We start from the raw sequence: 15153 nt of genomic DNA, 5'->3' as shown, positions 1-15153 counted from the left end.
TGAACTTAAATTCGCCATTTTGTTAGTAAGTTACTCAGATAGCTTCAGACAAAATGGCGTTTTCGTTTAGAATATCCTTCTATCCATCAATTTGATTAAAGTAACCCGTTATGCGCAAAGGTATTCCTGCTCTATTATTCACACTTGCTCCCTGCTTAGTAACTCCAGCGGTGTTGGCAGAAGCCGCGCCACAATCGGTTACTTCAATTGAAAGCACCTTGTTTACCAAACACTCAGATTTAGCTGACGTCGAAAAGAAGCTGGCTGAGAAACAGAATCAAGTTGATAACCAGCAAGAGCAGATTCATCGCGCAGAGCAATCTGTAACCAAGGCCGAAGCCTCTCTGCAAAAAGCCAAGGCTCAGTTGGAACGCGATTATGCACGCATGATCAATGAGCCAGAGTTAGATATCTCACCTGCTCAAACTGCTTACCAAGCCGCGTGGCAAGATGTAAAACAAAGCCAAGCTCAACAGTTAGAGGCTCAACAAACGCTTCAAGATCTTGGTCTAGAGCTTTCAATGATAGAAGCCGATAAGATGGTTATCGACGCTTCAATTCATGCTTTGAACAAAGATAAACTCAGAGCAAGAGCAGAGCGCTTGCGCAAAGAGTTAACACAAACCAGTGAGCAAAAGGTTAGCTTCACCAATACCTGTCAAACCGATATGACACTGGCACAATGTTCAGGCCAAACTACCGATCTCGCGTTGCAAAAGGCTGTAAATCAATTCCAATCCAATGTTATCGACGACAGTTCAGAATCTAAGCTGATTAAACAAAACCTTGCTTCTGCTTCGCTGAATATTCATGTCCTGAACCATAAAGTCGAAACCGCTAATTTCTACGACAACAACAAACACAAGGCTGTCGTTAGCGCGCAGTTAGAAACACGCCCTGCGAAAAATGCTCCTTGCCGCCTGCTAGGAATCGACTCCAATTACTGCTTCGACCAAGGTGAAACCGAACAAGCAGCAACTCAAAAAGAAGTCGCTTGGGTCAGCCTGACGGTGCGTTCAAACCAATACAATGACAAAGTGACCATTGATGGTGTGAATTATGGCAGTACACCTGTTGAAGTGATGTTGCCTGTTGGGCCACACATGGTCACGATCGAAAAAGAAGGCTACAAGTCTTTCCATCAGCAATTAACGGTAAAACGCGATCATAACTTACGTGCGGTGTTACGTGAGAAACAGAACAACTTAAGTGCTGGCGATAAATTTGCTGATGCCATCGGCCATAGCACTCGCGCACCGGAACTGATCATTGTTGGCGCAGGCGAATACTTCATTGGTGAAAATACGGCTCAGCAAGTTCGTATACCTCAAGCATTTGCCCTTGCAGCAACACCAACCAGCGTTGGAGATTTCAAAGCCTTCATCGAGCAAACGGGCTACCAAACCGACGCTGAATTGAAAAACACCTGTAACACCATCCATGAAACCGAAGTAACCCCAATTCCAGACAGCTACTGGAGAAATCCTGGCTTTAAGCAAACTGCGAATAACCCTGTTGTGTGTGTTAGCCGCAACGATGCCACTGCCTATGTTAAATGGTTATCGCAGCAAACTGGCTTCACTTACCGCCTTCCAAGCGACGTTGAGTGGGAAGTTGCTGCACGTTCTGGCAATCAAACCGATTACTGGTGGGGCGATAGCTTCGGAGCAGGCCAAGCCAATACTGGTTGGGCAGGTACGCCTTGGTCTAACCAAAGTACTTCGCCAGTGAAGTCTTTCCCTGCTAACTCCGCCGGATTCTACGACATGGTAGGCAACGTTTGGGAATGGACTAACGTCAATCACGGTTTGGCTAAAGGCGGTGCATGGAGCTTCTCTCCAAATGAAGCTAAAGCCTATAGCGAACTAAATGTATCGACTTCGACCTCGGCGAACTACCTAGGATTTAGGGTTCTAAGACAACTTTAATCAGTAAAATTATCATTATCGAAAAGGGGGGATTTCCCCCCTTTTTTGTGCCTACAGCATTTTGTAAAGTAGCCCCATGACGTAGTACTTCACACCTGTTTCATGTGATGTCTCAGATTGTTAGCACAACCCTCGCTAATAGTTTTTAACGTCTTCTACACGTCGGCAAGTAACTATCTTGTCTTTGCCAGCCCTTCTTCAGGCTGGCTTTTTTTATGCCTAAAGAAAATAGCCAGCTCGAAAGTGTTCACTTAATAATCACTTGCACCAACGTCAATGCCATGGCACAAGGCGCTATACCGTATTTGGGGCTGAGTCACACATTTTGGCTACCATCACAGGTACACTCTCATGAGTAACTAATGTCATATAAGATTCCCTATAACGAGACATCAATTTGAACGAGAAACTCACCTCCCAACAGGTTTCCCTGTTTAAGCAACTGCCAGGTTGCTGGGGATGTAAAGACAAAGATTCCGTCTTTGTGTACGCCAATGCTGCTTACGCAAAACTAATAGGTGTCGACTCACCCGACGATTGTATTGGGCGAAGTGACTTTGACATGCCAAGCCAAACCACACAGTGCGCGCAAGAGTTTCGCGACCAAGACCAATATGTGATGTCGACGAAGAAAACGCTCAAAGTATTAGACATTCACCCATACCCAGATGGCCGTTGGCACGCGCATATATTTACGAAAACGCCATGGTTAGATGAGCAAGGAAATGTTCAAGGCACCATATTCTATGGCCAAGAGTTGACCGACACCGCCATACTTGAAGTTGGGCATTGGGTTTGCCGAGTGACAGGAATGGAAACGGAGCAATCGAGCACTAAAAGCAAACATGGAGCAGCCAAACCAAATACTCCACTTTCCAACCGAGAATCTGAAGTGCTGTTTTTACTGCTCTATGGAAAGAAGCCTCAGTTCATCGCTAATTCGATGAACATTTCAATCAAAACCGTTGAAGGCCATGTCGCTCGCTTACGAAACAAATTCCAAGCCACAAGTAAGCATCAGCTCATCGAATACGCCCTCGATTCAGGCTATGGCTCGGTGATCCCCGAAACCTTACTCAAAAAACAAATATCGGTCGTTCTGCATAACGACGTCGCATAAAAAACGCCGATGGTTTTTAGCCATCGGCGTTTTTGTTCGCAATTAAGATTTAAATCAGCTTACGGTGCTAATCGGTCGATATCCCAGCTGTTATCTTGGCGTGAGAATAAGAAACGGTCATGAAGCCTACGTTCACCACCTTGCCAAAACTCAATGCTTTCTGGCTTCACTCTGAAACCACCCCAGAAACTTGGCACTGGGATTTCACCGCTAGCAAACTTTTGTTTCAGCTCTAGGTACTTACCTTCCAAAATTCCACGAGCTGAAATACGGCTACTCTGTTTACTCGCATACGCTGCTAACTGGCTTTCCTTCGGGCGTGAAGAGAAATACTTCATATTTTCCATTGCCGTTAGCTTTTCAGCGGTGCCTGTTACATGAACTTGGCGCTCTAGCGGGTGCCAAGGAAAGTGCAGGCTGATTTTGCTGCAATCTTCTAAATGCTGTGCTTTTCGGCTACCAAGGTTGGTATAGAAAATAAACCCATCTTTGTCACAGCCTTTTAGCAATACGATGCGTTGAAAAGGTTGTCCATTTTTGTCAACCGTCGCCACCGTCATTGCTGTTGGATCCGTTAAGTTCGCTTGAATAGCTTGCTCTAACCACAAGTTAAACTGTTCAATCGGATCGGCTTTTAAGTCTTTACGTCTTAAGCCGCCTTTCGCATATTCACGGCGGATATCATTCAGTTCCATCTTTGGACTCCTTGGAATTTTCCTGTGATTTTGCGCTCTAAAACCCTGAAACACAAGTCCACACAAGTTGATTTTGTGTGCCCGCTAACTCAATGTAATCCAGATCGCGTTAATATTGATACATCACTGATATCATTCGCTAATCAGACAAACATATTCGAGGCCGCCTTGAACAGCCCAAAGCGTTTCTTTACTAAGCCGTTTATTTTGCTCGCTCTAGTGATTGGTATCCTTGGTCTTAACTCAACTCACCAGTTAGCCAAGCAATATCATACGAAAAAGCTCACCACTTTATTGGAAGCAGCAGCCAGCAAGGCCAATCAACAAATCGATTCTGAGCTCGCCAAATTCCAACAGATCCCTGACTTATTGAGCCACGACCCGCGCCTCATTAACTACTTTCGCCATCAAAATAGTTCTGACAATCTCAATCAATTATTGGCGGAATGGTCGCAACAAAGCTTAGCGGACACGATATATGTACACGCTCTCAATGGCGATGTGGTTGCATCGAGTAACTACCAGCAACCTAATACCTTCGTTGGGCAGAATTTTGCGTTTCGTCCTTATTTCAAACAAGCCATTCAAGGGCAAGATTCGCAATATGTCGCCTTAGGTGTGAGATCCAACGTTCGAGGCTACTTTTTATCGTCACCACTAATCGAGAACAACGAAATCCTTGGCGTGATCACGGTGAAGGTCAGCTTAGAAAACATAGAACAGCTCATCACATCTGAAAGTTCAGACGTCATCGTGCTAGACAGCAATAAAGTCGCTTTCCTCTCCAGCAATACGGAGTGGTTATACCGCTCTTTTTTCTCGATGACACCTGAGCAGCGCCAGCAAATACGAGATTCTCGTCAGTATGGGCAAGAGCCGATCTCTCCCATCACGACCGTTAGTGCATTACTGTCTAGTCAACAAACCTTACCGACCGACCAGCTCATCAGCAGTAAGAACTACAATATTTTCGCCATCCCGTTTAATAACAATGGTTACCAAGTCATCGCTCTTAAAAGTGCAAAGCCGTTATTTAAAAGTATCGCGCAAGCCGATCTTATCTTCTTGGTTATTTATGGACTCATCGTGCTGATTGCATGGTCGTGGCGACAAACCTACAAGGCAAAGCTCGCGTTAACCGATCTCAATCAGCATTTAGAGCAAACCGTAGATAAACGTACTCAACATCTACAGCAAACTAACCAACAGCTGCAGCAAACTATCTTTCAGTATCAAGAGTCCCAGCTGAAACTTAAACAAACTGAGCAAGAGCTCACTCAAGCCGCCAAGTTGGCCGTTTTAGGTGAGCTTTCAGCCAGCATTAATCACGAAATCAACCAACCGCTTGCTGCACTTAGAACCTACAGTGAGAACAGCGTGAAGTTATTGGCGATGGGTAAAAATGAGATGGTGGCATCTAACCTAAGCCAAATGATCGCGCTCAACACCTCAATCTCAGAGATCATCGCACGTCTAAAAATATTTACCCGAAAAGTCACCAAGCAGGAACATCACCAAGCCAACCTGCATGATGCCGTTAATAACGCGACCGGCCTACTTAGCCCTCAGCTTATTCGCCAAGGTATTACCTTGCGCCTGCCTTTGGTCCCGAGTGACATCGTATTGAGCATACACCCAACGGAGTTAGAGCAAGTGTTGGTGAACCTCATCCACAATGCGATTCAAGCGTTCTCGGGCCAACAATCGCCGCAGATTGGAGTGGAATGGAGGCTTAACGACAACGTCTGTGAATTGATGGTTTGGGACAATGGACCTGGGATTTCATCCGAAAAATTGGAGCAACTGTTTGACCCATTTTTTACGACTAAGCCTGAAGGTTTAGGGCTCGGGCTATCGATTTCAAAAAGAATCATTGAAGCCTATCACGGCACGATAAACGCAACCTGTCACTCAACAAATGGCATGCTATTCTCTATGACAATACCGCTATATCAATCTATTGATGGTAGTAGTGACTAGCTATGCGTAAGGATGCTCAATAGCGATGCATGATATTTACTTTATCGATGATGAACCGACTATTCGCGATTCGGTGCAGCAAGGACTGCTGATCGAAGGGTTTGATGTGACCTGCTTTCCAAACGCAGTAGAGGCCTTAGCCACTATTGATACAGCTCGCGCAGCCATCGTAATCACAGACATTCATATGCCAGTCATGAATGGCGTTGAGTTTTCGACTCAGCTTCTCAAGCAAAACCCCCACTTCCAAATCATTGTCCTTACGGGTTATGGCGATGTGGAAACCGCGGTTTCTGCCATGAAGGCTGGCGCTTATGACTTTCTGGAAAAACCATTTTCTATCGACAAACTGTTAACGGCCATCCAAAAAGCTCAAGACAAGTTATCACTCGTCCAAGAAAACTATCTGCTGCGTAAAGAGCTCGAAATGCAAACCCACATTGGCCCTAAGCTAATCGGCCAATCAAAAGCGATAGTCGACCTTCGCAGACAGCTCATCGCTCTAGACCACCAGCAAGACACTTTAATCGCGATCACAGGGGCGGTAGGGACAGGCAAGAGAATTACAGCGCAATATACACATGACTTACATAGCGCAAGCGGAACCGAACTACTGCCAATTCCAGCATATGAGCTAAACACGGAATCAGAGCAACAGTGTAAAGATCAAGTTCAGAAGCTACTGGGTGGTATCTCTGGGGGCAGCCTTTACGTCTACCAAGGTGAAATTCTTCAATCACAACATTGGCAATGGCTGGCAGACTGCCAGACCTCAGACACTCGCCTGATCATTTCGGCGCTACAATGCCCAAAAGAAATGGCGACCAACTATCAATGCTTTGAATTGCCTAGCTTAGCTGAACGAAAAGAAGACATTAGTGACTTATTTAAACACTTCGCTCGTGGTGCCGCGAGCCGATACCAGCTCCCTCCACCAGCAATCACTTCGCAAGAGGTCATTCAATTACAAGAACACGAATGGCCAGAGAACATTAAACAACTGCGCCAACATGCTGAACTCCGAGCGCTGAAAGCGCAAAACGATAATCAAGAAGACACTACGGCTTCACTCTCTGAGCAGCAAAGTTCACTCAATCAAAGGATAGATGTGTTTGAACAGCAACTACTCGTAGAAGCCTTACATCGCCATAATGGTCGATTAAAGGATGTGCAGCTAGAATTACAGATATCGCGTAAAACACTTTACGACAAAATGAAGAAGCACCAACTCGACAAAACCAATTATAAGAATTAAGCATTTTTATAAAGCATAAACTGCGATAATCATATAAAACAAAATCTTAACTTTTGGTGGAACTAAGAATACACTCAAGGGTGCTTAAGCCACTGTTATACATACAAGGATGTTCAATGAGCCAAAAAGGCCTCAATAAGTTAACGACCACAGAATTAGAGTACGTAGACGATAAAACCGCTGCGTTGCTTTTGAACACTCCGACTAGCGCACGAATCATGTTATGGGTGATAGTGACCTTCTTCATCGCAGCCATTTTTTGGGCGGCGTGGGCACAAATCGACAAAGTCACCGTCGGCCAAGGCAAAGTAATCCCCTCTTCTCAAATCCAAGTCGTCCAGAACTTAGAAGGTGGCCTAGTTAAAGAAATATTGGTACGAGAAGGTCAGCAGGTACAAAAAGGCCAGCAGCTCCTCTTAATTGATGACACGCGCTTTCGCTCTGATTTCCGTGAACGTGAACAGCAAGTGGCTAACCTTACTGCCAGTGTATTGCAGCTTTCTGCGTCCCTTACCAGCGTTATTATTAATGAAGATACCTCTAACGAAAGCTGGAAAAGCAGCGTGTCGCTGGATTACAACAAGCTCGCATTCCCACCTAAATTCTACGAATTACAACCTAAGCTAGTACAACGTCAAAAAGCAGAATACCGCCAAGATTTAAATAACTTACGTAACCAATTATCGGTATTTGACCAGCAAGTTCAGCAAAAAGAACAAGACTTAATCGAAATTCTGTCTCGGGTAGAGAACCTTCGTCAAAGCTACCAATATGCAAGAAAAGAGTTAGAAATCACTCGCCCACTTGCAGAAGAAGGAGTGGTACCTCGCATTGAGCTTTTAAAACTGCAGCGACAAGTGAATGATACGCGCCGCGAATTGAACTCCAGTGAACTAAAAATTCCTGTACTACGGTCTGCTATTAAAGAGGCCAAACTAAGCCGTATTGATGCAGCATTGAATTTCCGTTCTGAGCAGCAAGAAAAGCTAAACCAAGCACAAGACAAGTTATCTGCGATAACAGAATCCGCAGTTGGCTTAGAAGACAGAGTAAACCGTACCGTTGTGGTCTCTCCAGTGACAGGCACAGTTAAGACACTAGGTATTAATACGGTGGGTGGTGTAATCCAGCCGGGCATGGACATCGTAGAGATCGTCCCTACCGAAGATTCACTGTTAGTGGAAGCCAAAATTGCTCCTCAAGACATCGCATTCTTGAGGCCAAACCTAGCAGCCATCGTAAAGTTTAGTGCTTATGATTTTACTAAGTATGGCGGGCTAGAAGGCGTGCTCGAACACATCAGTGCCGATACCACTCAAGACGAAGAAGGCAACAGCTTCTACATTGTGCGTGTTCGTACCGACAAACATAACTTTGGTCAAAACGAAGAGTTACCCATCATTCCCGGTATGACAGCCTCCGTCGATATCATCACAGGCAAGCGTACCGTGCTCGAATACATTATGAAGCCAATATTAGGCGCTAAGAATAACGCACTAAAAGAATAGATAGGGACATTTATGACTCACGCTAACTCTATAAAAATGAGTTATTAACGTAATGAAGTACCGCATCTCGCTACTCTTATTACTATTAGCATCCACCACATCTGTTGCTCTCAATACCAAAGAGCAACAATGGGTGAATGCTGTCAGTGCGACATATGGGGAACGCGCGGGAAAACGAGTCAAAACTTGGCGTAAGAACATCAACGAGTACAAAACGCTTTCCGAAAGAGACAAGCTAACTTCGGTAAACAGCTTCTTTAACCAACTTTATTTTGTGAACGACGATGTTTTATGGGGCAAAAACGATTACTGGGCCACACCATTAGAGTTCCTTGGCAGTAACGCCGGTGACTGTGAAGATTTCACAATCGCTAAGTACTTCTCATTACTTGAATTAGGCGTCCCAGATAAGAAACTTCGTCTTGTATACGTAAAAGCTCTAGAGCTAAACCAGTTTCATATGGTATTGGCATACTATACATCGCCAAGTGCCGAGCCTTTAATCTTGGACAACATTAACCCACAAATAAAGAAAGCATCGACACGAAAAGATTTACTGCCGATCTACAGCTTTAACGGTAAAAACCTTTGGCTAATGAAATCCTCAGCTGGAAGCGGCAAGCTCGCAGGTAAATCTTCTCGACTCAGCTTATGGAACGATCTCCGTTCAAGAGAACGTAACCTCAAATTAAACAAACCCATTATCAATTACGATGAGTAGGTACAATGACTTTATATAAACAACTCGTGGTAGGAATGGTAGCGGTCTTTATCTTGCTGATGGCATCCGTCTTCATGATAGAGTTCAACACCACCCGAAATCACCTAGAGCAACAACAACGCTCAGAAGTGAATAACACCATCAATACCGTAGGTTTGGCTCTCGCCCCTTACCTTGAAAACAAAGACCCTGTCGCGGTTGAGTCGGTAATCAATGCTCTATTTGATGGCAGTTCTTATTCGGTGGTTCGACTGATCTTCTTAGACACTGGTAATGAAATTCTGCGTTCATATCCAATCAAGCCTAACGGTGTACCGAAATGGTTTACCGATATGAACCTGTTCCAAAAGATTCATGACCGACGCGTCGTAACCAGTGGTTGGATGCAGTTAGCCGAAGTGGAAATTGTCAGCCACCCAGGTTCTGCTTACGAGCAATTGTGGCAGTCTTTCCTCAATCTATTAACGGCTTTCGGTGCCATATTTGTCATTGGTATGGCAGCGATTTCGTTAATCCTAAAACGAGCACTGAACCCACTTACTCTTATCATCAATAAAATGGACCAAATTGCTAAAAACCAATTTGGTGAACCACTAGAGAAACCACAAACCAAAGATTTAAGATTGGTGGTAGACGGCATTAACCGTATGTCTTCTCAAGTAGAGCTATCATTTAAAAACCAAGCCAAAGAAGCCCAAAAACTACGTGAACGCGCTTATATCGACCCTGTCTCTCATTTGGGTAACCGTGCGTTTTACATGAGCCAGCTAAACCAATGGTTAACAGAATCGAGTCTAGGCGGACTTGCAGTACTGCAAGCTCAATTTGTCGCTGACGAATATGAAGAGAAAGGTTACCAAGAAGGTGATGAATTAGTGGCTCAGCTTGCTGATATGCTCAAAACTTCAATCACCACACAAGGCGTGACCATCGCACGTATTTCCAAAGATGAATTTGGTTTCATTCTGCCAAATATTCAGGAAAGTGAACTAAGGCTCATCGCCGATAGCATTGTTAGCTGTATTCAAGGGCTGCATTCAGACCCTACGGGTACTGCTGACGCAGATATTTCCCTAGGTGTCACCTTCAGTAGCCAAACTAAGACCAGTACCGAAATCATGTCACTGGTGGATAACGCTCTATCTTTAGCTAAAGCCAACCCTGAGCTTAAATACGGTTATATTTCTGGTGACGAGCAGCAAAATATTCTTGGTAAACAGCAATGGAAAACATTGGTTGAAGAAGCAATTCACGATGAGCTGCTTACTTTCCGATTCCAAGCCGCAAACAACCGATTTGGTAAAACGTTCCACCAAGAAGTGTTCTCTGCAATTGAAAAAGATGGCGTTCGCTACAGTGCCAACCAATATCTATTTGCCCTAGAGCAACTAGAAGCCAGCCACATACTGGATGAATACGTTATCGAACAAGTGGTGGAGAAACTGAACTCCGGTGAACTAACACACCCTGCAGCAATTAACTTGTCTCCGAGCAGTATCGCTCAGCCTAGTTTCATCCGTTGGGTTGGTAAGATTTTGGAAAACAACCAAAACATCGCCGACAAGCTACACTTCGAAATCCCAGAAAACTGTTTTGTTCACGAGCCACATTACACAGCACTACTCTGTAATACGATTCGTAATGCTAATGCGGTATTCGGTGTCGATAATTACGGTCGTAATTTCCAATCGTTGGAGTACATCAACGAATTTAGACCAAGTTACGTGAAACTGGATTACTTATTCACCCATAACTTGGATGACGAAAAGCAGAAATTTACTCTGACTTCCATTTCGCGAACCGCTCATAACTTAGGTATCACTACCATCGCTTCGCGAATCGAAACCCAAACTCAGCTGGATTTCTTGTCTGATCACTTTGTTGAAGTATTCCAAGGCTTCATCGTAGATAAATAGTTGTAAGGTCATTAAATGCAAGATGCGCTACTCAACTCGCTAATTTACGTCAGCCGCTATTACGGGTTGGCGAATTCGCCTGAGGCTTTGGTCAACGGATTACCGCTTTCCGATGGGAAACTGACCCCATTTCTTTTTCCGCGTGCCGCAGAACGTGCGGGGCTTGTCGCCAAAGAAAACCGTTCTACATTAGATAATATTCCACACCTGATCTTACCGGCCATTTTACTGCTTAAAAATGGCGGCTCGTGTGTGCTCAACAGTATTAACTTAGAGAAACAAGAAGCCGAAGTCATTACCGCAGAAAGCGGTATGGTGCCAATTTTACTCCCGCTTAGTGAACTAAAAGAACAATACATCGGCCGTTACTTCTTAGTTAAAAAGCAGTTCCGCTACGATGAGCGCTCTCCTCAGGTACTTAAAACACGTGAAGGTCACTGGTTTTGGAGTACGATCTGGGAGTCTAAGAACATCTACCGCGATGTATTGATAGCTTCCATTCTGATCAACATGTTTGCTGTTGCTGCGCCGATGTTTACGCGTTTGGTGTACGACAAAGTGGTCCCTAACCTCGCGTTTGAAACCTTATGGGTTCTCGCGAGTGGTATCTTTGTAGTCTTCCTTTTCGACTTCCTGCTCAAGTTGATGCGCAGCTACTTCATTGATGTTGCAGGCAAAAAATCTGACATCCTCATTTCTTCAAAGATTTTCAGTAAAGTACTGGGAATTCGCATGGAGTCGAAGCCTCCTTCTGTGGGCGCTTTTGCTCGTCACTTGCAAGAATTTGAATCGATTCGCGAATTCTTTACGTCCGCCACTATAGGCTCACTGATAGACCTACCATTCGCCATCTTATTCCTTGGCTTAATTTGGCTGATGGCTGGTAACTTAGTCTTAGTGCCGATTGTAGGGGTCGTGCTACTCATCATTCACGCAATCCTGATTCAAGGGCCATTAAGACAAACGATTGAAGAAGGCTCTCGCCTCGCGTCTCAAAAATACGCTAACTTGATCGAAAGTATCGCCGGCCTTGAAACGGTTAAGCTGTTCAGCGCTCAAAGCCAATTCCAATATCGCTGGGAAGAAGCGGTTGCTCACATGGCGAACTGGAACATTAAAAGCCGCCGCATCACAGACAGCATTCAAAACGCTGCTGGCTTCGTTCAACAAAGCTGTAACGTCGGTATGATCATCTTTGGGGTGTACTTAATCGCAGAAGGTGAATTAACTATGGGTGGCTTGATCGCTGCGACCATGCTGAGTGGCCGCGCTATTGGCCCACTGGTTCAGCTGTCGCTGCTTTCTACTCGTTACAACCAAGCGAAGTCATCAATGACCATCATGGAACAAGTGATGGCAATGCCAGACGAACAAGAAGAAGGTAAACGCTATATCCACCGTCCTATTGTGCAAGGTCGTATAGAGTTAGACAAAGTCACCTTCCATTACCCAGATTCACCGATCGCTTCTATTCGTAACTTGAGCCTTACGATCAACCCCGGCGAGAAAGTCGCAATCATCGGCCGTATAGGCTCAGGTAAAACCACCCTAGAACGCTTGATTATGGGCCTGTACAAGCCTACAGAAGGCCATGTGCGTATAGATGGCACGGACATCGAACAACTCCACCATGTGGATATACGACGCAACATTGGCTGCGTTCCGCAAGACAGTAATCTGTTTTACGGCTCGATTCGCGACAACATTACATTAGGCCGTCCTTTAGTCGACGACCGAGATGTCATGGATGCCGCTAACCGCGCCGGGGTAACCGTATTTACTCAACAAGACCCGGCTGGTTTGGAACGCCAAGTGGGTGAAGGCGGTGGGCAGCTTTCAGGTGGTCAACGTCAGTCTGTAGCGATTGCTAGGGCCTTCCTAGGTCGTCCGCCAGTCTTGCTAATGGATGAACCAACCAGTGCGATGGATAACCGCTCAGAGATGCACATTAAGCAGCAATTGGGGCAATTAGTCCCAAGCGAAACTCTGATTCTTATCACTCATAAAACATCCATGCTTGATGTGGTAGATCGTGTGATTGTGATGGAAAAAGGCAGCATTATTGCTGATGGTCCGAAAATGCAGGTTCTTTCGGATTTGAAGAAAGGCAAAGTCAAAGCGGTCAGCTAAACATCAACCCAATATATCAAAGTCACGCAATCAAAAAAGGAGCTCACTGAGCTCCCTTTTTCTATCTGATACATCCGACTATGGCATCACATCTTCACTTTCCATTTTAGACGTACACTCAATTTTGTATTGGTTGAATGAGAACACGCTCGCTCCATGCGTTCGCTTGGTGGTGACCACCTCTTCTCCAAATTGCACCGATACACGCGTGAATACTCGCTCGGTCGCTTCAATGGTGTTGGTCGCTAGGCCATCCTCAAACTCAAGCTCTAATACTTCTAATTGAGACTTACCCGACTCCAACGCATGGTTGTTCTGCGCTTTCATATTCTCAATCAAATGCTGCTCTTCTTCGCTACGTTCCGCTTTCGGTTTCTTTTTAAACTCAAGCTCTTTACGAATCACTTCCATCGTCGCTTCTTGAGCTTGTTTATAGCTTTCTTTCAGCTCCGCGATTTTCTGCTTATAGGTATCGTAACGCGCAAACGCATGCACCTTGGTTGCGGTATCCCCTTCTACACCAAGGAATACACACGTGACTTTTCCGCCGACTTTGCTCTCGCCGCCGCTCAACGTGCCGTGTTTTTTCGGTGCATCCATTACCACTAAATCATGACCGCAGCGTAGCTCATTGTTCATGCTATGCACGCTCAAACGAATGTCTTGCCCAGCTTGTAGTTCAGAAAATTGAGCGTAGCTTGCGGTAATATCGCCCTTAGTCATCACCTTACAGCTTTTAGGCTCCCCTTCGCTGACGGTGTGGCCAATGATCCCTTTACCTACTTTGATGTCCCCTTGAGCCTGCACTTCTGCCGATTCAATAAAACCACCAACCGTGATCGTACCTGAAGCTTTTACCACCATACCCGGCTCGATATCGCCAGCAATTAATACGTTGCCTTTAAACTTCACGTGGCCTGTACCTACCCCAACTTTATTCAAGCAGAGGGCATGATCAACTTCGATGGATTTTTCTTTAATAAGCGGCATACCTGAACTGGTAGCAAGTAAGAGGTTTGGATCGGTTGGAGAAATATGTGTGCCTTTGCCCGGCTTCAATAAACTGTCTTTGCCCGGCAATGGTGGGATAATGCGGCCTTGAACGGTAAAACCAGGTTTACCTTTTGTTGCGGGAACTCGACGCATCACTTCGGCATTTTCATCCACAGTAATCGTCTCACCTAGGTTTCGCATATCAATCTTTTCAGATTCATCACCTTGTGGCTTTAGTACCTGTTTGGTGACGTCTTTAACCAAAGGGATAAACTGAGCATCTTTGCCTTTGACGGGAGGAAGTCCTTTGGCGACTGGCTGAGTGAATGTTTCACCGCCTTTGAGCTGATTGCTCATCACCATGACTTTTTTCAACGCCAGCTTATTGATGCCTTTACTGATATGAGCCTGTGCTAAGCAATGAACGATTTCGTTTCCGCGCAACCCACGCCCATTATACGCACCAGTCACTTTAATGCTGGCAAGCATTTCATCGGTAGAGACTTCAACCTCGGCAGTCGCATTTCGCACCTCGGCAAGTACCACGCCTTCATATGCTTCCCCTTTGCCTTCTTTAGCTAAGGTAACAAATCGCAGAGCTTCTTCGTCATCAAAGAAGTAACCATCGGCTTCAATGTTCGCTAACGCTTCGGGTAGTCCAACTTGGTCAAAACTAGAATCCACAATGATGCCAGATTGCAGTTTAGCCACAACCTGCTGTTTATCATCCGACAGTGCAATAATGTTATCCCACATACAGCCACAACTTCCCGAAAACGAAATTCAGAATCCAGTCTATAAAATATCTAATTTTTAGAGAATGCTGCCGATTCAATAATCAGGCTCACATCACTTAAGTTTTTTCTTGCAACAGAATCTCATTATTAAGAATTAATCTAATTATAGA

The 15153-nt window shown here is 45.0% G+C and carries 10 protein-coding genes; 8 read left to right on the top strand and 2 right to left on the bottom strand.

The window, feature by feature from the left end; all coding sequences use genetic code 11:
• The first annotated feature begins 110 nt into the window (after nt 1-110).
• Together ELZ11_RS06125 and ELZ11_RS06120 are read left to right on the top strand one after the other, a co-directional pair.
• Nucleotides 111-1928, top strand: a complete 1818-nt coding sequence (locus tag ELZ11_RS06125; protein ID WP_137356500.1) for an SUMF1/EgtB/PvdO family nonheme iron enzyme — start codon at nt 111-113, stop codon at nt 1926-1928.
• A 397-nt stretch (nt 1929-2325) separates the two neighbouring features.
• Nucleotides 2326-3048 carry a helix-turn-helix transcriptional regulator gene (locus ELZ11_RS06120; RefSeq protein WP_137356499.1) on the top strand — a complete coding sequence of 241 codons (723 nt, stop codon included), beginning with the start codon at nt 2326-2328 and terminating at the stop codon, nt 3046-3048.
• Nucleotides 3049-3107: 59 nt separating this feature from the next.
• On the opposite strand, the gene pdxH is transcribed toward ELZ11_RS06120, so the two are convergent.
• On the bottom strand, nt 3108-3743 hold the full coding sequence (pdxH, locus tag ELZ11_RS06115; protein WP_137356498.1) for a pyridoxamine 5'-phosphate oxidase: 636 nt from the start codon (nt 3741-3743) through the stop codon (nt 3108-3110).
• 168 nt (nt 3744-3911) lie between these two features.
• On the opposite strand from pdxH, the gene ELZ11_RS06110 reads away from it, so the two are divergent.
• The 6 genes from ELZ11_RS06110 to ELZ11_RS06085 all read left to right on the top strand — a co-directional run bounded on the left by ELZ11_RS06110 (nt 3912) and on the right by ELZ11_RS06085 (nt 13253).
• Entirely contained in the window at nt 3912-5723 is a 1812-nt protein-coding gene (locus tag ELZ11_RS06110; RefSeq protein ID WP_137356497.1) for a sensor histidine kinase, read from the top strand.
• A gap of 25 nt (nt 5724-5748) precedes the next feature.
• The gene (locus ELZ11_RS06105; RefSeq protein ID WP_137356496.1) at nt 5749-6978 is read left to right on the top strand and encodes a sigma-54-dependent transcriptional regulator; all 1230 of its coding nucleotides are present in this window, start codon (nt 5749-5751) and stop codon (nt 6976-6978) included.
• 116 nt (nt 6979-7094) lie between these two features.
• Complete coding sequence (locus tag ELZ11_RS06100) at nt 7095-8486, top strand: HlyD family type I secretion periplasmic adaptor subunit (RefSeq protein WP_137356495.1); 1392 nt, start codon at nt 7095-7097, stop codon at nt 8484-8486.
• Nucleotides 8487-8538: 52 nt separating this feature from the next.
• Nucleotides 8539-9207: a transglutaminase-like cysteine peptidase gene (locus ELZ11_RS06095; RefSeq protein WP_137356494.1), complete on the top strand. Its 669-nt coding sequence runs from the start codon at nt 8539-8541 to the stop codon at nt 9205-9207.
• 5 nt (nt 9208-9212) lie between these two features.
• Nucleotides 9213-11123 carry a bifunctional diguanylate cyclase/phosphodiesterase gene (locus tag ELZ11_RS06090; protein ID WP_137356493.1) on the top strand — a complete coding sequence of 637 codons (1911 nt, stop codon included), beginning with the start codon at nt 9213-9215 and terminating at the stop codon, nt 11121-11123.
• Nucleotides 11124-11138: 15 nt separating this feature from the next.
• On the top strand, nt 11139-13253 hold the full coding sequence (locus tag ELZ11_RS06085) for a type I secretion system permease/ATPase (protein ID WP_137356492.1): 2115 nt from the start codon (nt 11139-11141) through the stop codon (nt 13251-13253).
• Between the two features lie 78 nt (nt 13254-13331).
• Here ELZ11_RS06085 and ELZ11_RS06080 read toward each other — a convergent pair whose 3' ends face one another.
• A complete protein-coding gene (locus tag ELZ11_RS06080; RefSeq protein ID WP_137356491.1) occupies nt 13332-15002 on the bottom strand; it encodes a DUF342 domain-containing protein in 1671 nt (556 codons plus the stop codon).
• Between the last annotated feature and the right edge of the window lie 151 nt (nt 15003-15153).

This window comes from Vibrio profundi (genome assembly GCF_005281835.1).
In the GTDB taxonomy this organism is placed as follows: Bacteria; Pseudomonadota; Gammaproteobacteria; order Enterobacterales; family Vibrionaceae; genus Vibrio; species Vibrio profundi.
Note: the sequence above shows the minus strand (reverse complement) of the source record. Positions and strands in the feature narration are given on the sequence as shown.

Excerpts from the sequence above, each read along its gene's own strand:
- ELZ11_RS06080 (WP_137356491.1), bottom strand. The coding sequence starts at position 15,002 with ATGTGGGATAACATTATTGCACTGTCGGATGATAAACAGCAGGTTGTG.
- ELZ11_RS06095 (WP_137356494.1), top strand. The coding sequence starts at position 8,539 with ATGAAGTACCGCATCTCGCTACTCTTATTACTATTAGCATCCACCACA.
- ELZ11_RS06085 (WP_137356492.1), top strand. The coding sequence starts at position 11,139 with ATGCAAGATGCGCTACTCAACTCGCTAATTTACGTCAGCCGCTATTAC.
- ELZ11_RS06090 (WP_137356493.1), top strand. The coding sequence starts at position 9,213 with ATGACTTTATATAAACAACTCGTGGTAGGAATGGTAGCGGTCTTTATC.
- ELZ11_RS06125 (WP_137356500.1), top strand. The coding sequence starts at position 111 with ATGCGCAAAGGTATTCCTGCTCTATTATTCACACTTGCTCCCTGCTTA.
- ELZ11_RS06105 (WP_137356496.1), top strand. The coding sequence starts at position 5,749 with ATGCATGATATTTACTTTATCGATGATGAACCGACTATTCGCGATTCG.
- pdxH (WP_137356498.1), bottom strand. The coding sequence starts at position 3,743 with ATGGAACTGAATGATATCCGCCGTGAATATGCGAAAGGCGGCTTAAGA.
- ELZ11_RS06100 (WP_137356495.1), top strand. The coding sequence starts at position 7,095 with ATGAGCCAAAAAGGCCTCAATAAGTTAACGACCACAGAATTAGAGTAC.